The organism is Sorangium sp. So ce726 (assembly GCF_051521405.1).
GTDB lineage: Bacteria > Myxococcota_A > Polyangia > Polyangiales > Polyangiaceae > Sorangium.
In genome coordinates this window covers 5796675-5820188 of record NZ_CP150349.1, presented here as the reverse complement: position 1 = coordinate 5820188, position 23514 = coordinate 5796675, and the positions used below count along the sequence as shown (strand labels likewise).

General features: G+C 72.5%; 16 protein-coding genes. 7 read left to right on the top strand and 9 right to left on the bottom strand.

The features are described 5' to 3' along the window. Positions 1-64: 64 nt before the first annotated feature. The gene (locus tag WME79_RS21740; RefSeq protein WP_437538550.1) at positions 65-397 is read left to right on the top strand and encodes a hypothetical protein; all 333 of its coding nucleotides are present in this window, start codon (positions 65-67) and stop codon (positions 395-397) included. A 124-nt stretch (positions 398-521) separates the two neighbouring features. On the opposite strand, the gene moeB is transcribed toward WME79_RS21740, so the two are convergent. Both moeB and WME79_RS21730 read right to left on the bottom strand, forming a co-directional pair. Next, complete coding sequence (gene moeB / locus WME79_RS21735; protein WP_437538548.1) at positions 522-1685, bottom strand: molybdopterin-synthase adenylyltransferase MoeB; 1164 nt, start codon at positions 1683-1685, stop codon at positions 522-524. Positions 1686-1891: 206 nt separating this feature from the next. Next, positions 1892-3442: a hypothetical protein gene (locus WME79_RS21730; protein WP_437538546.1), complete on the bottom strand. Its 1551-nt coding sequence runs from the start codon at positions 3440-3442 to the stop codon at positions 1892-1894. A gap of 97 nt (positions 3443-3539) precedes the next feature. Between WME79_RS21730 and WME79_RS21725 the strand changes: the two genes are divergently transcribed. Continuing rightward, positions 3540-4253, top strand: a complete 714-nt coding sequence (locus tag WME79_RS21725) for a cob(I)yrinic acid a,c-diamide adenosyltransferase (RefSeq protein WP_437538545.1) — start codon at positions 3540-3542, stop codon at positions 4251-4253. A gap of 21 nt (positions 4254-4274) precedes the next feature. On the opposite strand, the gene WME79_RS21720 is transcribed toward WME79_RS21725, so the two are convergent. The 3 genes from WME79_RS21720 to WME79_RS21710 all read right to left on the bottom strand — a co-directional run bounded on the left by WME79_RS21720 (position 4275) and on the right by WME79_RS21710 (position 7297). Then, entirely contained in the window at positions 4275-5072 is a 798-nt protein-coding gene (locus WME79_RS21720) for a CDP-alcohol phosphatidyltransferase family protein (RefSeq protein ID WP_437538543.1), read from the bottom strand. A gap of 241 nt (positions 5073-5313) precedes the next feature. Continuing rightward, entirely contained in the window at positions 5314-6459 is a 1146-nt protein-coding gene (locus WME79_RS21715; protein WP_437538541.1) for a hypothetical protein, read from the bottom strand. 355 nt (positions 6460-6814) lie between these two features. Next, on the bottom strand, positions 6815-7297 hold the full coding sequence (locus WME79_RS21710; protein ID WP_437538540.1) for a MarR family winged helix-turn-helix transcriptional regulator: 483 nt from the start codon (positions 7295-7297) through the stop codon (positions 6815-6817). A 263-nt stretch (positions 7298-7560) separates the two neighbouring features. Between WME79_RS21710 and WME79_RS21705 the strand changes: the two genes are divergently transcribed. Together WME79_RS21705 and WME79_RS21700 are read left to right on the top strand one after the other, a co-directional pair. After that, a complete protein-coding gene (locus WME79_RS21705) occupies positions 7561-10305 on the top strand; it encodes a transglycosylase SLT domain-containing protein (protein WP_437538539.1) in 2745 nt (914 codons plus the stop codon). Between the two features lie 197 nt (positions 10306-10502). Further along, entirely contained in the window at positions 10503-11876 is a 1374-nt protein-coding gene (locus tag WME79_RS21700) for a hypothetical protein (RefSeq protein ID WP_437538538.1), read from the top strand. Between the two features lie 158 nt (positions 11877-12034). Here WME79_RS21700 and WME79_RS21695 read toward each other — a convergent pair whose 3' ends face one another. After that, complete coding sequence (locus WME79_RS21695; protein ID WP_437538537.1) at positions 12035-16462, bottom strand: protein kinase domain-containing protein; 4428 nt, start codon at positions 16460-16462, stop codon at positions 12035-12037. Between the two features lie 273 nt (positions 16463-16735). Between WME79_RS21695 and WME79_RS21690 the strand changes: the two genes are divergently transcribed. Continuing rightward, complete coding sequence (locus WME79_RS21690; protein ID WP_437538536.1) at positions 16736-17179, top strand: response regulator; 444 nt, start codon at positions 16736-16738, stop codon at positions 17177-17179. Positions 17180-17282: 103 nt separating this feature from the next. Beyond that, on the top strand, positions 17283-18053 hold the full coding sequence (locus tag WME79_RS21685; RefSeq protein ID WP_437539897.1) for a carbon-nitrogen hydrolase family protein: 771 nt from the start codon (positions 17283-17285) through the stop codon (positions 18051-18053). 129 nt (positions 18054-18182) lie between these two features. Here WME79_RS21685 and WME79_RS21680 read toward each other — a convergent pair whose 3' ends face one another. After that, complete coding sequence (locus tag WME79_RS21680; RefSeq protein ID WP_437538535.1) at positions 18183-19124, bottom strand: pyridoxal-phosphate dependent enzyme; 942 nt, start codon at positions 19122-19124, stop codon at positions 18183-18185. Between the two features lie 72 nt (positions 19125-19196). Next, positions 19197-20444: a radical SAM family heme chaperone HemW gene (gene hemW / locus WME79_RS21675; protein ID WP_437538534.1), complete on the bottom strand. Its 1248-nt coding sequence runs from the start codon at positions 20442-20444 to the stop codon at positions 19197-19199. A 226-nt stretch (positions 20445-20670) separates the two neighbouring features. Between hemW and WME79_RS21670 the strand changes: the two genes are divergently transcribed. Further along, positions 20671-22845, top strand: coding sequence for a RelA/SpoT family protein (locus WME79_RS21670; RefSeq protein ID WP_437538533.1), 2175 nt, complete (start codon positions 20671-20673; stop codon positions 22843-22845). A 10-nt stretch (positions 22846-22855) separates the two neighbouring features. Here WME79_RS21670 and WME79_RS21665 read toward each other — a convergent pair whose 3' ends face one another. Beyond that, positions 22856-23458, bottom strand: coding sequence for a YkgJ family cysteine cluster protein (locus tag WME79_RS21665; protein ID WP_437538532.1), 603 nt, complete (start codon positions 23456-23458; stop codon positions 22856-22858). Positions 23459-23514: the final 56 nt, after the last annotated feature.

The window sequence follows — 23514 nt, the reverse complement described above, 5'->3', positions numbered from 1 at the left end:
CCACGCGCGGCGCCCCTTGCCACGATGCGTGCCGCGCCGAAGGGCGCGAAGCGAAGGAGCGAGCATGGACTACACCGGCACGGAGCGCCGCAAGCACCGGGTCTTCATCACCCGCAACACGGAGTATCACGTCCGCGACGATATCTGCGTTGCGGTCCGCGATCGGGCCGCGCGCAAGTTCAGGCCAGCCCACCTCGCGCTGCACCTGAAGCTCCAGGGCGCGGTTCGGATCAACCCGAACGGCGTCGTGATCCCGGAGCCCCAGAACGCGCGCATCGGCTCCCCCATCTATTTCACCCAGATGGATCAGGACGGGATGGAGCGGCAGATCGTGACGAGCCGCGTGGAGGCGATCGAGCGGCCCGAGAAGACCACGGTGCTGCAGTACCCCTCGTGACACGGCGGAGCGCCCGCGCCGCGCGGCGCGGGCGCTTGTCATTGTGGTCGTGGTCGTCGTCGAGCGCGCCGTGCAGCGCGGGCGCTCGTCGTCGTGTCGAGCGCCCCGCGCGTGGCGTGTCCGCTCAGCCGAGGGTGCAGAAGCCTTCGTAGTCGATGTAGCTCGTGATGGTCGGCGACTCGCCGCACACAGGGCAGTTCTTGTCGCGGCGCAGCTTGAGCTCGCCGAACTTCATCCGCAGCGAGTCGTAGGTGAGGAGCCGGCCGATGAGGGGCGCCCCCTTGCCGAGGATCAGCTTGACCGCCTCGGTCGCCTGGATGACGCCGATGATCCCCGGCAGGATCCCGAGCACGCCCGCTTCCTGGCAGCTCGGCGCGAGGTGGGCGGGCGGCGGCTCGGGGTAGAGGCACCGGTAGCAGGGGCCGACGCCCGGCATGAACGTCGTCACCTGGCCCTCGAAGCGGAAGATCGAGCCGTGCACGACCGGCTTCTTCTTGAAGACCGAGGCGTCGTTCACGAGGTAGCGCGTCGGGAAATTGTCGCAGCCGTCGACGATGATGTCGAACTGCTCGAAGATGCGGTCGACGTTGCCGCTGTCGACGCGCTCCTGGAACTTCACGACCTTCACGTCGGGGTTCAGGTCGCGGATCGCCGTCTCGGCGCTGTCGACCTTGGGTTTGCCCACGCGCGAGGTCGCGTGGAGGATCTGCCGCTGGAGGTTCGAGTTGTCGACGACGTCGGCGTCGACGAGGCCGAGCGTCCCCACGCCGGCGGCTGCCAGGTACAGGGCCGCTGGGCTGCCGAGGCCGCCGGCGCCTAGCAGGAGCACCTTGGAGGCGAGCAGCTTGGCCTGCCCCGCCTCGCCGACCTCGGGCAGGAGCAGGTGCCGGGAGTACCGATCCCGCTGCGCGTCCGTGAGGTTCGGCGGCAGCTCGACCGGGTACGCCATGTCCTTCCAGCGGGAGAAGCCCGGGTTGGCGCTCTCCACGTTGGTGTAGCCGAGCTCCTGGAGCGTCTTCGCGGCGAGCGCCGAGCGCGTGCCGCCGGCGCAATAGGCCACGATGTGGGCCGACTTGTCCGGCAGCTTCTGCTCGACTTGTATCTCCAGAAAGCCTCGCGGGATCGAGATCGCGCCCGGGATGAAGCCGGCGCGGTACTCCTCCTTCTCACGCACATCCAGGAGCACCATCGGGACCTTGTCGTCGAGGCGGCGCTTGAGCTCAGTCAGCGAGAGCTCGTGGATGGACTTGCGGACGTCGGAGATGAGGTCGCTATAGGTCGTAGGCATCGTGGCTCCTCAGGGATGGAGAGACTTAGGTGCTCGGCGCTACGAGTCAACGACGGACGGCCGGCGGTCGATAATTGTGGCCTCGCGGGCAGAGCGAGCGCTGCGCCCGTCGGAAGAGGCGAGGCGCGGCGGCTCGGTCTGCCAGCGCGGCGCAGCCAGCCGCCCGGCGGCGGCCGGAGGGGCGGCGGGGCTCCGCCAGCGCGGAGCTAGCGACTCCGTGGCAAGAGATCGGGGCGCGATCGGAGCGAGGCGAGGGGCTCCTCCTTCTGGATGCCCCCCTCGCACTGGATGCGCGCGACGCGACCTGCAGGCGGCACGTCGATGATCGTCGCCGGCTCGTTCTCCGACGTGCAGAGCGCGAGCACCTTGGTGCCCGGGGCGAGGCGCCCGCTGCGGAGCTGCTTGCGCGGCAGCTTGATCTCGGCGTCGTCGGCGAGCCGCCGGACGGTGATGTCGGCTCCCTGGACGTCGCTGACCACGCCGAGCTCGAGCGTCGGCTGCTTCTCCCGGAGCGGGCCCCACACGCGCTCGCCCTTCAGCTGATCGTTCGGCGGCAGCCAGTCGACGGTCGGCTCCTGGGCGAGGCGCGCCACCGGCACCCACCCGATCGCGAGGTCGAACGCCGCGGTGATCACGGCCGTGCCGGGGTCGACCTCGGTCACCAGCGCGCTGTCCTTGGTCTGGCCGATGACCCATACGGGCGTCGAGGGCGCGAGGCTGCTCTTCGGCTCGCCGTCGCTGTCCGACGCTGGCGCGACCGCGACGGTGCCGTGAGACCAGCGCTTCTCCGGCTTCTTCATCGGCTTCATCCGGACCTTCCGCGCCTCGACCCACGCCGCGAGGGCGGCGCGCTTCCGCGCGAGCGGCTCGGGCAGCGCGCCGCTCCCTGGCAGCTCGGCCCCTTCGGGCGCGAGCGCCTCCCAGCGCAGGAGCGCGATGGTCGCGTCGAGCTGTCCGAGCCTGGCTGCCGCGTCCTGGGCGCCGAGCGCTTTGCCAGCGAGCTCGGCCAGCCGTGGCCCCGCGGCCGCGCGGACCCGCCCGAGGATCGCGCGCCCTTGCTCCTCGGAGGCGTCGCCCCGCTTGACGGCGGCGTCGAGCTTCTCGACCACGCTCGTCCAGCGTCCGGCCGAGACGTCTGCTTCGACCTGGCCATAGAGGACCTCGGCGATGGTGGCGTCGAGCTCTGCGGTGAGCCGCTCCGTGGCGGCGTCGCCGAGGACCGTCCTCGTCGGCGGGGCCGCGAGGAACGCGCGCGCCTCCCCGAGCTTGCCGGCGATGGTCGCGTCGTCGACCTTCTTGCTCGCGCACGCCGCGGCCTGCGACGCCACGAGGCGCCGGATCTCGTGGGTGAACGCCTCGCTCTTCAGCTCGTCGATCCGCGCCGACAGCTTGTGGAACGCGGGCTCGCACTCTTTCTGGTCGAGCAGCTCGGCGGCGTCGTTGGCCCAGACCTTCGCCTCGCGCCTGTCGACCTTCTCGCGCAGCTCGCCGATCTGGTACCGGTGCGAGTCGACGCCGAGCCCGCTCGCCTTGTCGAGCAGCCCGCGGGCCTCGGCGTACCGCTTGTCGGACAGCGCGCGGCTCGCCTCGTCGACGCGGCGCTGGCTCTCCGCGATGCGCGCCATCTCCGCCGTGACAGCGGGCTTCGGCGCCGGCCGCGCGGCGGGCTCGGCGGCGCAGCCCGCCGCGACAGGGATCGCGGCGAGGACGAGGGCGAGGGAGACGGGATGACGGAGCAGCAGCCCTGCTGAGCGCATAGGGACAGGACTGTTCCACTACCTCCGGAGGATCGTCAATATCGCCTCCGGCGGCGTTTCTTGACCCTCGTGCGATGCCGCCTTACGTGAGCTCCCCGTGAGCGACGACGATACGCGCGGGACGGGTGACCAGACGCCGGACGCCGGGGAGAGCGGCGGTGCGCGCGTCTTCAAGGCGCCGAAGATCACGATCAACCGCGTCTACACGCGGCAGGGGGACGGCGGGCTGACCCGGCTCGTCGGCGGGCAGCTCGTCCCGAAGGACGACGCGCGGATCGAGACCTACGGCACCGTCGACGAGCTCAACGCGCTCGTCGGCGCCGCGCGGCAGACGTTGATCGAGCTGCTCCCGGGGGCGCCGAGCGAGGGCGCCCAGCGCCTCGTGGAGCTCGGGCGCACGCTGCTCCGCGTCCAGCACGAGCTCTTCAACCTCGGATCGATCCTCGCGACGCTCCCGGAGGACGTCCACCCGAAGCAGCCGCGCGTGACGCAGGCCGAGATCGATCTCCTCGAGGCCGAGATGGACCGCTGCCAGGCCGATCTGCCGCCGCTGCGCTCGTTCGTCCTCCCCGGCGGCTCGCGGCTCAACACGGACCTCCACGTGGCGCGGACGGTGTGCCGCCGGGCGGAGCGCTGCTGCGTGCGCCTCGCCCAGGCCGGCCACGCCGATCCGGACGCGGTCCGCTACCTGAACCGCCTGAGCGACGCGCTCTTCGTCTGGAGCCGCTGGGCGGCCGCGCTCCTCGGCACGCCGGAGCTCCTCTGGGAGCCCGACGCCTCGGCGAGCGGCGGCAAGGCGCCGCCCGCCTGAGCCGCGCCGCCCTGGTCGGCATCACAACTGCGCGCTCGTGGCCTTTCCGCCGCGGAGAAGGCGCGGGTGCTCTCCACCGGAGCGCGCGATCGTCCTCGGCTCGCGCGGCGCCGCTGCGTCGGCCGCCACGAGGGCGGCGCGCGTGCGCTGCACGAGCCGCAGGCCCGCGGCGAGGCCGACGCCTGCCACGAGGGCGAGGCAGGCGAGCGTGATCGGGAAGGGGAGGGCGCCGGTCAGCCGCGTGGTCGGCACGGCCGGACCGAAGACGAGCGCCGCGACGAGGTAGGCGAGCCGCTCGTGCCGGCGCATCAGCCCGTCGGGCAGCGAGATCCGGTAGGCGTCGGCCTTGGCGCGCGCGTAGCTCACGAGCGACGAGGCGACCATCGCGACGAGCGGGATCGCGAGCGCTGCGGGGTGCTCTCGGTAGAAGACGGCGAGGCCGATGAGCGGCGCGGCGTCGGACAGGCGGTCGAGGCACGAGTCGAGCACCGCGCCGGCGCGCGACGCCCTGCCGCCTTCGCGCGCCACCATGCCGTCGAGGGCGTCGAGGACGGCGCCAGCGATGAGCAGCGCGGCGCCGGACCGGAAGCGGCCGGTCGCGAGCAGCGGCGCGCAGGCGAGCGACAGGCCCAGCGAGAGGTAGGTGAGCGCGTCCGGCGAGACGCCGAGCCGCACGAGCGCGCGCGCGGGGGCGTGGAACGACCAGTAGAAGGCCTCGACCACCGGCCTGGGGAGCAGCGCGCTCCCTGGAGAGGCGCCGAGCCGCGGCATCGCAGGTCGGCCGTGGCGCGCGACGCGCACGGCGTAGGCGCCGAGCACGGCTGTGCAGATTAGGATCGCAAAGGCGCAGGGGAGGACGGCCACGCCGAGCGCGGTTGCAGGGTTCGATCCGGGGCCGCGTCAGGCGGCGCGGGCGCATCGCCGCGGGCGATCGGGCTGCGCTGCTGCGAGCGATGAGCTCGCGCCGTCGCGGGCGGCCAGGCCGCGTCCCCGCGCGCCGACCGTGCGCGCGGGATGGGATGAACGGTCGCGGAGGACCGCGCGGCGTGGGCGGGCGGAGCTAGGGGCAACTGGCGCGCGAGAGCCGGATGCCCTGGTCCTGCTCCGTGTAGGCGATACCGAGCTCCTGGCCTGTCCAGGCCAGCGCCGGGTACCGGGCGGTCGCGCCGCCGCTCGCCTCGATCTCGTCGCCCATGGGCTCGAGGTCCCGGCTCAGCAGCGTGACGAAGACGCCCGGGGGACCGTCGCGGAACTGGTAGTACGCGACGGCAAGGCCGTGCCCTGTCCACGCGAGCGCCGGCCAGTTGGCGCTGCCTTCGCCGCGCGAGACGATGGCTTCAGGCGACACCTCGTCCTGCGCGGAGATCCGGAGCGCGCGGATCTGCTCCGCGCCGCTGCGGGTGTCCTCCCAGACGAGGAAGGCGTCGTCTCCGCCGAGCACGACGCGCGGCAGCTTCGCGGTGACGCCCGGATGCGCGATCGGAGCGAGCGGAGCGCTCTCCTGGCCCGGCCTGGCGAAGCCGAGCGCGTCGCCCTGGCTCCAGACCAGCGCGGTCCTCTCGCCGTCCGAAGCGACGGCCGGAAATTGCGCCTGATCCAGCGGCATCGAGCTGCTCAGCGCGCCGCTGTCGAGGTGGCCGAGCTGCGACCCGCCCGCGTCCATCCACGCGATGAGCGTCCGGTCCTGGCTCGCCGCCGCGGTGGGCCAGGACTCGGCCGCTCCGCTCCTGGCCAGATCGAAGGCCGCGCCTTCGGCGACGCCTTCCAGCGTCGCGCGGCGGCCGCGCACGACGCTGCCCGCGCCGTCCTGATCCTGCCAGAGGACGAGCAGGCCCTGCCCGTCGCGGTGAACGCTCGGGTGGCTGGAGACGCCCGGCCCGTCGTCGATCACCTCTTCCCGCAGCTTGTTGCCCTCCGCGTCGAGCGTGGCGAGGAGGATGTCGCCCTCGTCGGCTCCGCGCTCGTGCCAGGCGATGGCGAAGCCTGCCCCGGTCCACGCGATCGAGGGCGTGATCCCGCGGCCGCTGCTCACCTTCAGGCCCTCGGCCGCGATCGTGCAGGCTGCGGCATGGCTCCCGGTCTCTCCGCCTCCGGCCGCCTGCCCGCCGCCTCCCGTCTCTGCTTTCCCGCCCCGTTCTCCGGAGCCGCAGCCCCACGCCGCGGCGATGATCGCCGCGCTGATGGAGCCAAGAACCCAGTGCCTCATTGTTCCCTCGTCGTGGTGATGCGAGGCGCTCGGCGCGGCGCGCGCCGCGCGGAGATCGCGCCGAATGCCTCGATTCACGGGTCCGGCGCGGCGACGTCCTCCGTCTCGGAGACGGCGAGGAGCGGGTCGCCGTGCGGGACGACCGCGTTTCTCCGTTCGATGTCAGGACGGGCTGCGGGTCGCGGCCGAGCCCTGCGCTTGGCGCAGATCACGCAGCGCTCGCCGAGCTTCGGGGCGCGAAGCGCCGTTCGCTCGGCGCGCGGCGGCTCCAGCGCCGTGCGCGCCTGCAGGCATTCTCCGATCGGCGCTGCCCTGACTGGATCGCGCGCCGCGCGCGCCGATCCGACCGGCGGCGCTACTCGTCGCCCGGCTGCGGTTGCAGCGCCTCGGCGACGGCGGCGAGCACGTCCTGCGCGGCGTCGAGCTTGCGTCGTGGCACCGACTTCAGCGCCTGTCGCACGGCCGCCTCCACCGTGCCCGTGCGGAGGCTGTCGAGCTCGCGCCCGCGCGCGGTGAGGCCCAGGAGCGCGCGGCGCCCGTCCTTCGGATCGACCCGGCGCTCGATGATGCCGCGCTCTTGCAGCCGCTTGAGCACGCCCGTGAGGGTGCTCGGGTGCAGCTGCATGATCTCGGCGAGCTGCCCGGCGGAGATCCCGGGGTAGCGCCCGACGATGCGGATGACGAGCCGCTGCGGGCCCGTCACGCCCATCTTCGCCTCCATGCGCTTCGACGTCGACTGCAGGCCGTGATCGACGGCCCACAGGAGCTTCATGAAGTCGAGCACCTCGCCCAGCCGAGAGCTCTTCTCTGAAGGGGGTCCAGCTTGAGACGAGCGCATCGCTGACGCTTGCTAGCTCGCCCGGACGCGGGCGGCTAGTGCTGGTCGCAGCGAGGGACGTCGGCCCCGGGCAGGCGCGTGGCGCGGCGCCGGGGCAGATCGCCGAGGAGATCAGGCGGGAACATCGCGGGAAGCCGCGGATCGCCGCGGGCGCGCCGGGACCCACCGGGAAGCGTGGCGACGTCGAGCAACCCACAGCGCCGGCGTTGTCTCCGCGCTTTGCCGTAGCGCTGGCGGGCGGTTTCGGAGCAAGATCCACGTCGATGAGCTGGGCACGGCGAGCCGCTCTGTGGACCGGGCTCGGCGCGCTGCTCTGCATCTCGGGCGCGGCCGTCGGCCAGGCGCCATCGGTGCGCGCGTCCTTCTCGGCGGCGTACCGCGCCTTCCGTGATCCCAGCCTGCTCGATCGCGCGCCCGCCCTCGCGACGACAGCCGACGCTTGCCCTCCGCCCGCTGGCGACGCGCCGCCCGCCCTCACGGCGCTCCTCGTGCACGAGTTCCAGCCAGCGGCGGACGAGGATCTCCAGGACCCCGAAGGGGCGGTGCTGGCCACGCTGGCGATGCCGGACCTCGACGTGCCCCTCACGCGCCGCACGATGCGGTTCGTCCGCTTCTTCGCCCAGTCCGACGAGGGACGCGCCCTCTTCCAGCGGCGCTTCCGGCGCGCCGGCGCGTACCGCGAGATCATCGAGCGCTCGCTCCGCGAGGCGGGCCTCCCGGAGGATCTGCTCTGGGTCGCGGCGATCGAGAGCGGCTTCGACCCGCGGGCCGTCTCGCCGGCCGGCGCGGCGGGGCTCTGGCAGTTCATGCCGAGGACGGGCGAGGCCTACGGCCTGGAGCAGTCCGAGTGGATCGACGCCCGCATGGGCATCACGCGGGCCACGGACGCCGCGACCGCGCACCTGCGCGACCTGTACGAGCGCTTCGGCCGCTGGGACCTCGCGCTGGCGGCGTACAACCTCGGCCACGAGGGCCTCCTCCGCGCGCTGTCGAAGGTCGCGGCGGCGCGCGATCCCGAGGCTCGCGGGCCCATCGGGCTCGCGGAGCTCTCGCAGGCCGGCGCCATCCCCAAGGAGACCGCGGACTACGTGCCGCAGATCATCGCCTTCGCGATCGTCGCGGCGAACCGCGGGCGCTTCGGGCTGGACCTGCCCGACATCGCGCCTCTTCCGCCGCTCGACCTCGGCGAGGTCGCGGTGCCGCCGGGGACGCGGCTCCGCACGATCGCGCGCGCCGCTGGCATCTCGACGGCCGTGCTGCGCGAGCACAACCCCGAGCTCCTGCGCGACCGTGTCCCGCCCGGCCGCGTCGACCACCTGGTCTCGCTGCCCGCCGATCGCGTCGCGCGCGCCATGGCCCTCTTTCCCGCCTACCTCGACCACGAGGAGCTCGACGAGGAGGAGGGCGACGTCGTCGCGGCGAGCGCGGGGCTGCCGCAGCGCGCCGCGATCGGCGAGCTCGCGCTGGACGGCGCGGCGCTGCCGCCCCGCCCCGTGTCGCTCGGTCGGAACCGGCTCCCCCTCTTCACCCCGCCCGGCCAGGCGCCGGCGCCCATGCCGCTCCTCGGCAACCCGGAGGCGCTCGATGCCAGGCTCCCGATCGTGATGATCGGCGGCGGCGTCGGCTTTCGCCCTGCCTTCGAGGACGACCCGCTCGGCATCCGGAGCGGGCGCCTCGCCTCGACGTCGCCTTTCGACGACGTCGGAGGCCCGAGCGCGCGCCGCGCCCTCAAGGGGCGCGAGGCGGCGATCGAGAAGCAGATCGGGCTCCTCGCGGGGCTCGGCCAGGAGCAGGTGCAGCGCTTCCGCCTCCCGAACGGCATCGCGGTCGACCTCCGGGAAGACCCCGCGGCGCCGCTCGTCTCGATCAGCGCGGCCGTCGCCGTCCCGGCGGGGTCCGCGGGCGACGCCGGCGCGGCGGGGCCCGCGCTCGCCAGCGAGGCGCGCGTCGCGATCACCGTGCCTCCGCGGGATCTCGACGTCGGCATCGACCTGGTCGCCGCGCGGCTCAGGATGCTGCTGGGCGAGGCGAGCGACGCGCGCGTGGCCGAGCTCAGGCGGCAGGCCAGCGCGGCCTCGCGGCGCGCGCTCGAGCGGGCGCCGTACGGCCCCTCGTGGCTGGCGCTCGGGGACGCGCTGTTCCCCGCCGGCCACCCGCTGGAGGGCACCTTGATCGGGGCGCGCGGCGACGCAGGCGCGGAGAGCGAGCTCCTGCTGACCGAGTCGCTCCGGCGCGAGCGCGCCGCGGCCCAGGCGACGATCGCGCTCTCGGGTGACGTCTCTCGCGCGGCGGTCGAGCAGGCGCTCGCGCGCTCGCTCCAGCGCGCCGTCGCGGCGCCGGAGCGGCCCATGGGGCCGCATCCGCGCGAGGAGCGGATCGTCATCGAGGACGCGGTGCCGGCGCCGCGGCTGCTCTACGGCTGGATCGCGCCGCCTGAGGGAGGCACGGACGAGGCGCCGCTCCGGGTGGCGATGGAGATCCTCGCCAGCCCGCGCGTCGCGCGGCTCGCGAAGGCCCTCGTGACCGAGGGGCAGCTCGCGTCGGAGGTGACGGGGCGCCTGTCGCTCGGCGCGCAGGCGAGCGTCGCTGCGGTGGAGCTCACGCCTGCGCCGTCGCGCAGCGCAGCCGAGCTGGAGCAGCGCCTCGACGCCGAGCTCGCGTCGCTCGCGACGTCCGGGCCCACCTGGAAAGAGCTGGCCCTCGCGAAGGCCTTGCTCAAGCTGGATCTCGAGAGAGAGCTCACCCGGCGCGCCACGGTCGCGCCGCCGCCCGCGTCTCCGCGGCCGATCACCGATCTGCGGCTGCGCGCTGCGCTCGACCCAGGCAGCCTGCCGAGGCTGCTCCGCGCGCTCGAGGAGGTCGAGCCGGCCGACGTGCGCGCCGTCGTCGCGCGGACCTTCGGCCGAGAGCGTCGGGTGAGCGTCACGACCTGGCCGCGCGGCGGAAGCGCCGTGGCGACCGCGGCCCCCTCAACGCTCCCGCCGCCCGCTCCCCCGCAGCAGCCGTGAGGCCGCTGGCGCTTGTTCCATCGGCCGAACGCGGCCGAGCGTGCCCAAGCGTCCCCGAACGTGCCTGAACGCTGCTGAACAGGTCGGCGTGTAACCGGCATCACTTGTTCAGCACTCTGTGTGCCAGCCGGCTTTTTTCATCATGAACTTATGGACAGGTATGGACAGCTGGTAGCGATCGGAGATAGCACGGGAGAATGACGACCCCTGTGAAGCCGCTGATGGCCGCAGTACCGGCGAGCGAGCACTCCGGCCATTTCCAGGATGGTGTCTATCGGCCTTCCCTCTCGTCGCCCGCGGAGGCGCAGGCGCTCCGGGTGACGCGAAGCGGCGTCGTGGAGCGCGCGGCGCGGACCACCGCGAGGACGCACTCCGGCGTGCGGTTCTCGGAGGTGTCCGAGCGGTCTTCGCTGCTCGACCACGTGCCTGCGGTCATCGCGCTGGAGCGGCAGCCGGTGCTGCGCAACCTGCTCATCACCCAGTGCTACTACGAGATCTCCGCGGAGCTCGTGAAGCTGCTCGGCGGACGCAACGCCCACTGGTGCACGTTCGCCACGTGGGCCTCGAAGACCGCGGGGCGGTTCATCCGCAACGAGGAGGTGCCGGCGGTGCTCCGGCAGCTGATCCTCTCGGACGAGGATGAGCGGGAGGTGATCTCGCAGCGCGCCGGCATCACGATGGGGCGCGGCAAGGGCGAGCCCGTGCGCTCTCCGCTCGTCAGCGGCGTCAACCTGCTCACGCCCTGGTGGGGTCATGGACTCGATCTGATGGAGATCCCAGAGCGGATCTTGCGCGAGCTGAGCTCGGACATCGCCCTCGGCAATCTCAAGGTCTTCGAGGAGCTCGGACCCCTGTTCGTCCGCATGATCCACCTCTATCGAGATTGCCCGCGGCCCGGCGACGCGCAGCTCGCCGCCCTGCTCGACGGGCTGCAGACAGGGCAGTCTCGGGAGGGCGGACAGGGGCTGCTCCGCAGCGCCATGGCGCGCTACCACGAGGCGATGCTCACGGAGGAGAAGGACAGGAAAGCGGAGCTGGTCCTCCTCGCCAACGCGCTCGTCGGGCTGCACGAGCAGGTGCGGCTCCAGCCGTACATCGCGAGGGCGCTGGACGCGCCCGTCCGCTGCCTGCGCGACTCGATCGGCGTTCCCGGACGGCACCTGCCCGAGGCGCTCAGATCCGTGATCCGCGAGCAGGCCGAGAAGGTGCAGGCGGTCTGGCGTCTCCTGGCCACGAAGGAAATGATGACCATGCGCCTGCCGGACGAGCTCCTCGAGCTCGGACACGACCTGCCCGCGCCGCCCGGCTTGCCGCTCCACTGCGCGGAGCTCGCGACCATCGAGGATCGCGAGCTCTTCGAGCTCCTGAGCGAGTACAACGCGCACGATCAGACGACGCACGGCTGCGGCGCAGAGGACTGGGCGTCGCTGCCCGAGCGCATGAGCTACATCCTCGAGCTGTTCCGCTCACGACAGTCCTGCACGCGGCTCCTCGATCGGCCCTTCAGCCGCGAGCAGCACACCGAGATCGTCGCCTGGCGGGTGCCGATGCCCATCCACGGCGAGCTCTAGAGCGGCGGTCACCCGCTTCGGAGACGGGCCCATCTCGTCGTTTTCGGTGCTCAGCGCACAGGAGTGCGCTTCCGCGCCGAAAACGCCGATCTGGACCCGTCTCCTGTGCGGGAGACCGCCGCTCGGCGTCGGGTGTACCGGAGGGGGTGGGGACCGCTCTAGGGGAGCGCCGCGTGGCGCTCGGAGAGCTGCGCCAGAAGGCCGAGCGCGCCCTGACCCTCCGCGATCTCGCGCCCGCGCCGGAAGGCCGCCTCGGCCCGATCTCGCGCCTCTGCGGCCGTCGGCGCGCCGCGCGCGAGGGCGATCTCGCCCTCGAGCCGGCAGAGCTCTGCCTCGAAGTAGCGTTCGTCGCTCTTCTCGACGAAGGCCAGCGTGTCGGCGAGCAGCGCGCTGGCCTCGTCGACGTTGCCCGCGCCGAGCTCTGCCTCGATGAGCGCTGACCGCCAGTAGGTGAGCGACACGCGGCTGCCGACGCCCGTCAGCATCGTCAGGCCTCCGCGGATGCGCGCGGCGCCCTCCGCGTAGCGCGCGCGCGCCGCCTCGCCGGCCGGGCTTTCGGCCGCGCGCGCCGCCGTCGCCCAGCCGAGGTCGATCTGGCTGAGCGCCGCCCAGTGGGGCATGCCCGCCTCCTCGGAGAGCTTGCTGAGCACGTGCGCGTGCGCCTCCGCGCCCGCGAGATCGCCGAGCAGGCAGCACAGCACGGCCGCGAAGTGCTCGACGAAGCCGCGGCTCACGGGCTGGTTCAGCTCCTCGCACAGCGCGATGGCCTCGTCGACCGAGGCCCTGGCGCGCTCCGGCTCGCCGAGGTGGAACGCGATCCAGGCGAGGTGGGACAGGGAGAACGCCGCGGCGTCCTGGCCGAAGAGGAAGGCGAGCTGGAGGTGACGCGCGGGATCGTAGAGCGCGAGCACCTTGTTGAAGTGCTCGCGGGCCGCGCGGAGGTGCCCTCGGAGGAAGCGCGTCGCGCCGAGCGCCTGGTGGGCGCCCAGCGTGATGCCGGCGTCGCCCGTGCTCTCCGCGAGCGCGAGCAGCTGCTCGCCGTGCTGCTCCGCCAGCGCGTAGTCGCCGCGGACGTGGAAGAAGATCCAGAGCCCCCACAGGGCGGGGAAGAGCTGCGGCGAGGAGCCCGCCTCGCGGCAGAGCGCGTGCGCGCGCGCGTACGTCGCCTCGACCTCCGGGGCGGCGTAGCCGCGCGTGATCATCAGCGGGACGCCGAGCGTGGTCTGCAGCGTGATCTCGTCGCGCGTCCGCTCGTCGGTCTCCGGGAGCTGCTTGAGGAGCTCTAGCCCGCGGCTGAGCTGGATGATCGCCTCGGCGTGCGCGGACGAGAACAGCGAGGCCTCGCCCGCGCGCTGCCATGCGGCGACGGCGGGGCCGATCAGCGCGGCCTCGGTGTAGTGCCGCGCCAGCAGCTCGGGCGGCGTATCCGTGGAGCGCTCGGCGAGGACGGCGGCGATGCGCGCGTGGTACACCTGCCGGGTGCTGCGGAGCAGCGACTGGTAGGCGGCGTCCTGCACCAGCGCGTGCTTGAACGTGTACGTCGAGCGCGGGGGGCGCCCCCGCTGGAAGAGCAGCTCGGCGTCGACGAGCTGCGCGAGCGCCTCGCGCAGCGGCTCGGGGCTCGACGCCATGAGCAGCGGCTCGGCGCCCGCGCTGCCCGCCGCGCACAGCTCGAGCGCCTCGTAGCCGAACGAGCGGCCGAACACCGCGGCGAGCTGCGCGACTTCCTTGGCAGGGCCCAGGCGATCGAGGCGCGACATCAGCGAGTGCTGGAGGGTGGTCGGGATCTCGAGCGCGCCCACCCCCTGGCGCGCGGCGCTCGGCGCGCCGGTCGACTCCCCTGCGGCGGCTTGCGCGGCGGCCGACTCGACCACCATGCGCGTGAGCTCCTCGGCGAACAGCGGGACGCCATCGCTGCGCTCCGCGAGCGTCCGGATCACCTCGTCTGGCAGCGACGGCTTCATGCCCGGCGCGCCGCTCGTCGCGTACGCGCCGGCCAGCTGCTGGACGAGCGCCCGCATCCGCTCGGCGTTGAGCGGGGCGAGGTAGATCTGGGTGAAGTGCGATCGCACCGGCCACGGCGGCGCGAACGTCGGGCGCGCGGTCAGGAGCAGCAGCAGCGGCGACGGCCGCCCCTCATCGATGAGCCGGCCCAGCAGCTCCAGGGTCGACGGATCGGCCCAGTGCAGGTCCTCGGCCGTGAGCACGAGCGGCTGCCGATCGGCGAGCCCGAGGAAGAGCTGCAGGAGCGAGGAGATGGTCTCCTGCCGCTGGCGCTGCGGGGTCAGCGCCGGCACGGGGTGGCGTCCCTCGGTCGGGATCGACAGCAGCGCGGCGAGCAGCGGCACGGCGAGCGGCCCCGCCTCCGCCTCGGCGAGCAGCGTCTCCAGCCGCGCGAGCCGGTCTTCGCGCGGCTCCAGCCCTGCGCCGCGCTCCGTCGACGGCGCGGCGCCGCTCAGCGTGCTCGCGCGCTCGCGGTCGCCCGCGAGCAGCGCCTTGAGCAGCTCGATCACCGGATAGAAGGCGCTGTTCTGGAGCTGCGGCGAGCAGCGCGCCTCGAGCCACAGGTGCGGCGTCCCGGCCAGCCGGTCGCGGAAGGCGCGCACGCTTCGCGACTTGCCGATCCCCGCCTCGCCCGTCATCAGCACGACCTGCCCTGCGCCGCCCGCGGCCCGCGTCCACCGGGCCGCGATCTCGTCGAGCTCGTTGTCTCTCCCGACGAGCGGGGTGAGCCCGTGCTGCATCCTCGCGTCCAGCCGGTCCCGCGCGGTCGTGCGCCCGTGCACCGCGAAGACCTCGAGCGGCTGGCGCGCCTCCTTCGGGCTGATCTCGCCGAGCGCGTCCACGTGGTAATAGCCCTCGACGAGCTTCAGCGTCGCGCGGCTCACGAGCACCGTGCCCGGCTCCGCGTGGGCCTTCAGCTGCGTCGCGGCGTTCAAGGTCGGGCCTGCGAGCGAGGGCGCAGCGTCGCTGTCCGCCACGACGACGATCCCGGTGTGTACGCCGACCTGCACGGACAGGGGTACGGACACGAGCTCGGGCGTGTTCAGGCGGGACATGTGCTCGACCAGATCGAGCGCCGCCTGCACGGCGCGGAGGGCGTCGTCCTCCCTCGCCAGGGGGTGGCCGAAATACGCGATCGTCTCCTCGCCTGGGGAGCGGAGGACAACCCCCTCCTGCGCGCCGATCACCTGGGCGCACACCGCCTGGTACATCTGGACGAGCTCGTGGAACGCCTCGCTGTCGACCGTGTCCGCGATGCGCTCGGCGCCGGCGAGCCCGCAGACCAACACGGTGAGCTGGCGGCGTTCGCCGCGGCCGGTGGGGGACATCGGCCGCGTCCCGGGCGCGACGCTGGGGCGGGACGTGAAGTTCGTCGCCGGCGCCGTCTGCGGGCTGCCGGAGGCGCCGAGGTGGATCGACGCGTTGCGGATCGGCCTCGCCGGCGCCGCGGCGGGCGCGAGGTTGCGGCCTGGGATCGCGAGCGTCGGCGCGGCGCCGAGCCGCTCGTCCTGCCGCTGCTGCTCGGGGGATTTGCGCAACGTGCCCGGCGGCGCCTCGATCTGCTCGGAGGGCACGAGCTGGGTCTCCTGCTCGGCCTCGACCTGCCGCGCCGGTCGGGTCACGATCGCCCGCTGCTCCAGGGCGCCGCCGCGCTCCTTCTGCGAGGCGGCGTGGCCGGGATCGGGCGGCAGCGGCCACGGGATCTCCGACACGTCGCACTCCTCCAGCAGCTCGTAGGCGTCGCGGGCCGACCGGAAGCGGTGCGCCGGCGACTTGGCGGTCGCTTGCTCGAGCAGCGCGCCGAGGGGGTGGCCGCGGAGGGCGCGGGGGATCGGCACCGGCTCGGGGCTCAGCTGGCGGAAGATGACCTCGGCGACCGTCGCCTCGTGCATCACGGGCGCGCCGATCAGGCACTCGAGAAAGGTGAGCCCCCATGCATAGATGTCCGCCGCTGTGGTCGGGGTAGACTGAACGAGCTGCTCCGGGGCCATGTAGGCGGGGGTCCCGTTGAACTCCCCGGTGGGGGTGAGCGCGCGGTAGTCGGCGGAGCGGGCCTCGCCGATGAGCGCGGCGATGCCGAAATCCAGCACCTTGGCGTGTGTCCGCTTGCCCGACCCGGCGACCATGATGTTGTGCGGCTTGAGATCGCGGTGCACAACGCCGCGCTCGTGGGCGAAGCCGATGGCATCGAGCACCTGCAGCATCAGCCGCTTCGCCTCGTTCGGCTCGATTCCCCTCGTGCGCTGGCAACGAGCGGTCAGCGTCTCGCCGTCGACGTACTCGAGCGCCAGGTAGAGCTCGCCTTCGGGCAGGCGCCCGGCGTCGAGCAGGCGAACGATGTTCGGGTGGCTCAGCTGGGCGATGACCTGCATCTCCCGCTCGAAGCGCGCTTCCTGGGAGCTCGACTCGCGGGAGCGCCGCAGCACCTCGGGCCGAAGCAGCTTGAGCGCCACGCGCTGGGTGGTCACGATCTGGCGCGCATCGTAGACGACGCTATGGCCGCCGCTCCCGAGGTGGCCGAGCACCTGATACCGGCCGTCCACGAGCGCGCCGACCTCGAGCAATCCATCGCGAGCGGGCATCTCCTGATCTCTTACCGCCGAACGCCGCCGGAGTGGATCGTGAACGCCGCTGCCGGTCCAGGTTGATCGCTCGCGGCGCCTCGAGGCTGGCTGAAGCGACGCGAGTCAGGGCGGGGTCCGGCCGGGCGCCGGGTCGACGCGGCGCCCACATCTGCCGGCCTTCCCGCGGTGTCGCGTGTTTGCCTTCCGTTCGCTGGGCGTGATGCAGGCAACCAGATCGCCTCGGCTTGAGCGCGTGGTGCAGGAGGACGAGGTCTGATACCCTCGCGCTTGATGGGCAATGCCCCGCACTCCGGCAGCATGCCGCCACCTTCGAGTGGTCGGGGCCAAGGAGCCCTCCTCTACGCCGTCGACGACGAGGAGCTCAACCTGGACCTCATGGATCGGGCGCTCCGCTCCGGCTACCAGGTCCGCACCTTCGGGGACCCTCGCCGCGCGCTGGCCGCCGCGGTGAAGGAGCCGCCCGCCGTGGTCGTCGCCGACTATCGGATGCCTCATTTCAGCGGGCTCGCGCTGCTGCGCGAGCTGCGCCGGCAGGGGCTGAGTTACGTCCCCGTGCTGGTCTGCGCCCCGACGGACGTCGAGCAGATCCAGAAGATCTCCCGGGAGAGCGCGGCCTTCCGGATCATCACGAAGCCCTGGATCGCCTCGGATCTGCGCCGCCAGGTCGACCTGGCGGTGAGCCTCCACCAGCTCCAGGTCGCGCGGAACCGCTGAGCCAAGGGCGCCCCATGGCTCTGCGGTGCGCTGCACGGGGCGATGCGACCGGATCGCCGCCGGGCGGCGCGGGCGCGTGCTCGCGGCGCGGGGGCGTCCGGTGGTGCCCTTGAGCGATCGCTCCGTCGACGTGGTCGCGCTCGAGCTACCGCAGCGCTTCGGCGACCGGCGGGGCGCGCTTGCCGAGATCGACGGTCTCCTCGGCTCGCCCGCGCTTGCGGGGGCCGAGCTGGTGCTGCTGCCCGAGCTCATCCTCACGGGCTACGTCTCGCCGAGGGGCGACAGCGATCTGCGCCGCTTCGCGGAGCCGATCGACGGGGAGTCGGCGGTGCGGCTCGCCGAGCTCGCGCGCAGGCATGGGATCGCGCTGGCCGGCCCCCTCGTCGAGGCGAGCGAGGGGCGCTTCTACAACAGCTTGCTCGTCTTCGACGGCGACGGACGGCGCGTGGGCCATTACCGCAAGCGTCATCCGTGGTTCCCGGAGCGCTGGGCGGCGCCGGGAGATCTCGGGACGCCGGTCCTCGATCTGCGCGGCATCAAGCTGACCGTCGCGATCTGCTTCGATGTTCACTTCCTCTCCGAAGACGCGGGCGACGCGCTCGATGAGGCCGATCTGCTGCTCTTCCCTACGGCGTGGGTCGACTCACCCGGGGAAGGGGACATGCGCGCGGATCTCCTGCCCGTGCTCGCCCGCCGCCATCGCATCTCGATCGTGAACGCCAACTGGGGGCCGTCCCGCCCTGCGCTCGACGGCCAGGGCGGCTCGCGCATCCTCGACGCGCAAGGGCGGTCGGTCGCAGCGGCGCCGCCCGGCCCGGGGCCGAGCGCGGTGCGCGCCACCTTGCGCTTCGCGCGTGACCGGCGCGGCCCCTGAGAGCGCGCGCGGGGAGCGCCAGCGCCCCCTCGCGGGGAGGCTCGGACGCCCGATCGCTCAGGCGAAGCTCGATCGTCCGCGTGTGGGCGCGGCGAAGCTGGGGAGCCGGCGTGGCTCCCGCGATCGCGCTCAGGTGAACGGGAGCCGGGACAAATCGACGTTGCCTCCGCTCACGATGACGCCGATCCGCGCCCCTTGGACCAGGCGTCGCAGGACCGCTGCCACCGGGACGGCCGCGCTCGGCTCGATGACGAGCTTCATCCGTTCCCAGACGACGCGCATCGCCTTGACGATGTCCTCTTCGCTCACGGTCACGATCTCGACCCCGCGCTCGCGCAGGACCGCGAAGGTGAGCTCGCCGAGCGAGCTGCGGAGGCCGTCGGCGATCGTGACCGGGTCGTTCGAAGGGATGATCCTCCCTTCGCGCATCGATCGCGCGGCGTCGTCCGCGGCCTCGGGCTCGGCGCCGAACGTGCGCGCTCGCGACAGCGCGCCGGTGGCGATGGCGGTCCCGGAGAGCAGGCCGCCGCCGCCCACGGGCGTGACCACGGCGTCGAGATCGTCCACCTGGGCTGCGAGCTCCAGCGCGGCCGTGCCCTGGCCGGCGATGACGCGCGCGTCGTTGTAAGGATGGACGAGGATCGCGCCCGTCTCGGAGATCACGCGAGCGATCGTCTCCTCGCGCGACCGGAGCGTGGGGGCGCAGCTCACGACCCGGGCGCCGTAGCCCTCCACGGCGGCGCGCTTCACGGCGGGCGCGTTCTCGGGCATGACGATGTACGCGGCGACGCCGCGGATGCGGGCCGCGAGCGCGAGCGCGGCGGCGTGGTTGCCCGAGGAGTGGGTCGCGACGCCGCGCTGCGCCTCCTCGTCCGAGAGGGACAGAACCGCGTTGCACGCGCCGCGGAACTTGAACGCCCCGACCCGCTGCAGGTTCTCGCACTTGAAGAAGACGCGCGCGCCCGCGATGCCGTCGATCGTCCGGCTGGTCATGACGGGCGTCACGTGGGCGTGGGGCGTGATGCGCACGCCGGCGCCGCGAATGTCCTCGACGGTAGGCAAACGGCTCATGGGGCGATCATCGGAGCGCGGTCCCGCCCCGGCGTCCACCGCGAGCCCACGTGACGCCCTTGCGGCGCTGCTTCAGAACAGGTCGGCCGCGATGCCGTCGGCGAAGACCCAGGCGGCTCGCGGGACGCGGACCCGCCCGCCGGCCACCTCCAGACGGCCGGCGCGCTCGATCCGCTCCGCGGCCCGCCGCCGCGAGGGCGGCCACGCCGGCACCCCGAGCGCCGCCGCCGCGGCCTCCAGATCGAGCCCCTCGCGCAGCCGCAGCCCGAGCATGATCCGCTCGGACAGCCGCGTCTCCGGCTCGAGCCGCTCCTCGCTCTCCACGGCGATCGCCTCGCCGCCCTCGGCCATCGCAGCCATGTACCGTTCCGGACTCACGATGTTCCGGTACCGGACCGCGAACGCTTCTGCATCCTGGCCCTCCGCGCGGGCCGAGCGCAGGCCCCAGCGCGGATCTGGGCGCGACACCGTCCCGTAAGCGGCGCACCCGAGCCCGACGTAGTCGATGCCTTGCCAGTAACCGAGGTTGTGGCGCGCCTCGTGGCCTGGCCTCGCGTAGTTCGACACCTCGTAATGGGCGAGCCCCTCTGCCTCGAGGGCCTCGTCGATGGCGAAGAACGTGTCCGCCACTCCATCGTCTCCGGCGAGCGGCAGGCGACCGCGCCGCGCGAGCTCTCCGAACGAGGTGCCGGGCTCGACCGTCAGGCTGTACGCCGAGATATGGGTCACCCCGGTCGAGGCCACGGCGCGCGCCTCGGCGGCGGCGTGCTCGGGGCGTTGCTCCCGCGCCGCCTCGACCGTTCCGACCGCGACACCGTAGATGAGATCGCCGCTCACGCGCGGCATCCCGGACCGGAGCGCCGCCGAGAGCGCGCTGAGGCCGCCGTCTGGGTCGTGCAGGCGCCCGAGGAACCGGAGGCGCTCGACGTCGAGGCCTTGAACTCCGATGCTGAGCCGGTTCACTCCGATCGCTCGGAACGCTCGGGCCCGCTGCTCATCGAGCGAGGTCGGGTTGCACTCGACGGTCACCTCGAGGTCCGGCGAGAGCCGGCCGGCGGCCGCGGTGATCGCCGACAGCACCCTGCCCATCTCGTCCGGCTCCCACAGGGACGGCGTCCCGCCGCCGAAGAAGATGCTCCGGAGCTCGCGCTCGCCCAGCACATCCTCCCGTTTCCGGAGCTCGGCCAGCACGGCGTCGGCATAGCCGCGGTGGTCGATCGCCTCCCGCGCCTTCGCGAAAGAGACGAAGTCGCAGTAGGGACACTTCTTGAGACACCAGGGGAAGTGGACGTAGACGGTGATGGGCTCCATGGTTTTCATGAATCCGCGACAGCATTCGACCCGACGCAAGCGGGCGAAGCGGAAACTCCGAGATGAACCGAGATGAGGACGAGCACCCTGAGGAGGGCGACGAGGACGACGAGGACGCGCGGCGGAGCGCGCGTGCCCTGCGCCGGGCAGCGCGCATGGTGACACAATTGCGGGGTCTAGATCGCGGTGTTAGCGTGCGAAAGGGAGGGGGCGCATTGCGCCCACCGAACTCTTCATGCTGACGTTGACGGAGCTTGTCGATCGCGTCCGGACCTATCAGCCGGCGGCAGACGTCGATCTCATCGCCCGGGCCTACGCCTACAGCTCTGACGCTCACAAGGGGCAGACCCGCAAGAGCGGCGACCCTTACTTTTCCCACCCGGCGAGCGTCGCCGCGATCATCACCGAGCTCAAGCTGGACACGGCGAGCGTCTGCGCAGGGCTCTTGCACGATGTCGTCGAGGACACGCTCGCGACGACCACCGACATCGAGAACAGCTTCGGCCAGGAGGTGGCGTTCCTCGTCGACGGCGTGACGAAGCTCTCGAAGATCAACTTCGCTTCCAAGGAAGATCGGCAAGCCGAGAACTTCCGCAAGATGCTGGTGGCGATGGCGCGGGACATCCGCGTGCTCCTCGTGAAGCTGTGCGACCGCCTCGACAACATGCGGACGCTCGAGTTCATGAAGCCCGAGGCGCAGGACCGGATCGCCCGGGAGACGATGGAGATCTACGCGCCGCTCGCGAACCGCCTCGGCATCGCGCGCTTCAAGAGCGAGCTCGAGGACCTGTCGTTCAGGTACATCGAGCCGGAAGCCTGGTCGGACCTCTCGCAGAAGGTCAAGACGACCGCGAAGGAGCGGGACAAGTACATCCACGAGGTCTCGAAGGTGCTCGCGGGCAAGCTCGCGGAGCAGGGCTTCGCGGTCGACGTCACAGGCCGCGCGAAGCACCTCTACTCGATCTGGCGCAAGATGCAGGCGCAGCAGTGCGATTTCGATCAGGTCTATGACGTCATCGCGTTCCGCGTCCTCGTCGAGTCGGTGGCCGACTGTTACGCGACGCTCGGCGTGATCCACTCGCAGTGGACCCCGGTCCCCGGCCGCTTCAAGGACTACGTCGCGCTGCCCAAGCCGAATATGTACCAGTCGCTGCACACGACGGTCATCGGACCCGGGCGCGAGCGGATCGAGATCCAGATTCGCACCCACGAGATGCACCGCGTCGCGGAGCAGGGCATCGCGGCGCACTGGAAGTACAAGGAGAACAACTCCGGCGGCATCGACCCGAAGGACGCCGCGCGGTTCGGCTGGCTCCGCCAGCTGATGGAGTTCCAGAAGGAGCTCAAGGATCCGGCCGAGTTCCTGGAGAGCGTCAAGGTCGACCTGTTCCAGGACGAGGTGTACGTCTTCACGCCGAAGGGCGACGTGCGCGTCTTCCCCCGCGGCTCGACGCCCATCGACTTCGCGTACGCGATCCACACGCAGGTCGGCGAGCACTGCTCGGGGGCGCGGGTCAACGGCGCCATCGTCCCGCTGCGATCGAAGCTCCGGAACGGCGATGTGGTCGAGGTGATGACCAACCCGAGCCAGCACCCTTCGAAGGACTGGCTCGATTACGTCTCGACCAGCCGCGCGCGCTCGAAGATCCGCAACTTCCTGCGCACGGAGCAGCGGGAGAAGTCGCTGAAGCTCGGTCGTGAGCTCCTCGAGAAGGAGATGCACCAGCGGAGCATGAGCCTGAGTCGCCTCACGAAGCACGAGGGCGAGCTGCGCAAGGTCATGGAGCGCTTCGGGGTCACCTCGGCCGACGAGCTCTTCATCTCGGTCGGCTACGGCAAGGTGAGCGTCCGCGCGGTGTGCGAGTTCCTCGCGCCCACGCCCAAGGAGAACGAGAAGGGCACGCCGACCCCGCCGCCCGAGTCGATCAAGGAGGGGCGCATCGAGTCGCTCGTCCGCAAGGTCACCGGGCGCGACAGCCACGGCATCCGGCTGAACGGCATCGACGACGTCCTCGTCCGCTACACGAAGTGCTGTAACCCGCTCCCAGGCGACGAGATCGTCGGCTTCATCACGCGCGGCCGCGGCATCACCGTCCACCGCCGCAACTGCGCCAAGGCGTTCGACACGGACCCGGAGCGCCGCGTGGAGATCTCCTGGGACTCGCGCGCGAAGATCAACCGCCCCGTGCAGATCAAGGTGATGACGGCGAACCGGCCGGGCATCCTCGCGACGGTCGGCCACACGTTCCACGAGCAGGGCATCAACATCAGCGAGGCGACCTGCCGCGCGGGCGACGACGGTCGGGCGATGAACACGTTCACGTTCCTCTGCTCCGACCTCGCGCAGCTGAAGAGCGTGATCCGGCGGCTGCAGCGGATCCCCGGCGTGATGGCCGTCGAGCGGACCTGAGCGGCGGGCCTCAGCGGCCGCGGCGAGCGCGCGCCGCGCTGCTCGTCCTGGGCGGCGCGCCCGCGGCGCTCGCTCCAGCCTCCGCCAGGGCGCGGGTGAACGGACGGCCGAGGTCGCCGCCCGGCTCGTGTCGCGCGGCGATCTCCTGCACCTTGCGGACGAGCCGGGTGACGTCGTGGTGGCGGACCGGGGATCCAGCGGAGGCACGATCACAAAAGAACGTGCGGCACCCGAGGGGCCTCGCGGCGTAGATCGCGCAGCGGCCGGCGTCGGTGAGCATCGGGCACCGCCGCTCCGACGCCTGCGGCAGCGCGCGTCGCCGGCTCGGGCCGCTGGCGAATACCCCCGGCTCGGGCGCTCCCGCCCCGTCCGCCCGCACGATCCCCTCGAGCGCCCGGCGGCCCCCGCGAGCCGCGATCGCTCGCCGGACGGCAGCGAGCTCGACGGACGTCACGTACGGCTCGCGGCCCGTGATGCCGAACCGACAGCACTCGGTCGAGGCCTCGCACGTCCAGCCACTGAAGACCTCTTCGGCCTCGCGGTACACGGCCGAGAGCTCGGTGAGCAGATCAGCTTCACGGACGGGTGGATCGAGGGGCGTGGTTCGACGCATTCGTTCGGAGTGCTCTCGTGGTGATCGGACGTACTGCCAGCCCGAAGCGGCCGCGA

Bases quoted from the DNA above. Each gene is read 5' to 3' on its own strand.
- WME79_RS21730 (WP_437538546.1), bottom strand. From the start codon at position 3,442: ATGCGCTCAGCAGGGCTGCTGCTCCGTCATCCCGTCTCCCTCGCCCTC.
- WME79_RS21715 (WP_437538541.1), bottom strand. From the start codon at position 6,459: ATGAGGCACTGGGTTCTTGGCTCCATCAGCGCGGCGATCATCGCCGCG.
- WME79_RS21665 (WP_437538532.1), bottom strand. From the start codon at position 23,458: ATGCGTCGAACCACGCCCCTCGATCCACCCGTCCGTGAAGCTGATCTG.
- WME79_RS21670 (WP_437538533.1), top strand. From the start codon at position 20,671: ATGCTGACGTTGACGGAGCTTGTCGATCGCGTCCGGACCTATCAGCCG.
- WME79_RS21705 (WP_437538539.1), top strand. From the start codon at position 7,561: ATGAGCTGGGCACGGCGAGCCGCTCTGTGGACCGGGCTCGGCGCGCTG.
- WME79_RS21680 (WP_437538535.1), bottom strand. From the start codon at position 19,124: ATGAGCCGTTTGCCTACCGTCGAGGACATTCGCGGCGCCGGCGTGCGC.
- WME79_RS21710 (WP_437538540.1), bottom strand. From the start codon at position 7,297: ATGCGCTCGTCTCAAGCTGGACCCCCTTCAGAGAAGAGCTCTCGGCTG.
- WME79_RS21690 (WP_437538536.1), top strand. From the start codon at position 16,736: ATGGGCAATGCCCCGCACTCCGGCAGCATGCCGCCACCTTCGAGTGGT.
- WME79_RS21700 (WP_437538538.1), top strand. From the start codon at position 10,503: ATGACGACCCCTGTGAAGCCGCTGATGGCCGCAGTACCGGCGAGCGAG.
- moeB (WP_437538548.1), bottom strand. From the start codon at position 1,685: ATGCCTACGACCTATAGCGACCTCATCTCCGACGTCCGCAAGTCCATC.
- WME79_RS21695 (WP_437538537.1), bottom strand. From the start codon at position 16,462: ATGCCCGCTCGCGATGGATTGCTCGAGGTCGGCGCGCTCGTGGACGGC.
- hemW (WP_437538534.1), bottom strand. From the start codon at position 20,444: ATGAAAACCATGGAGCCCATCACCGTCTACGTCCACTTCCCCTGGTGT.
- WME79_RS21740 (WP_437538550.1), top strand. From the start codon at position 65: ATGGACTACACCGGCACGGAGCGCCGCAAGCACCGGGTCTTCATCACC.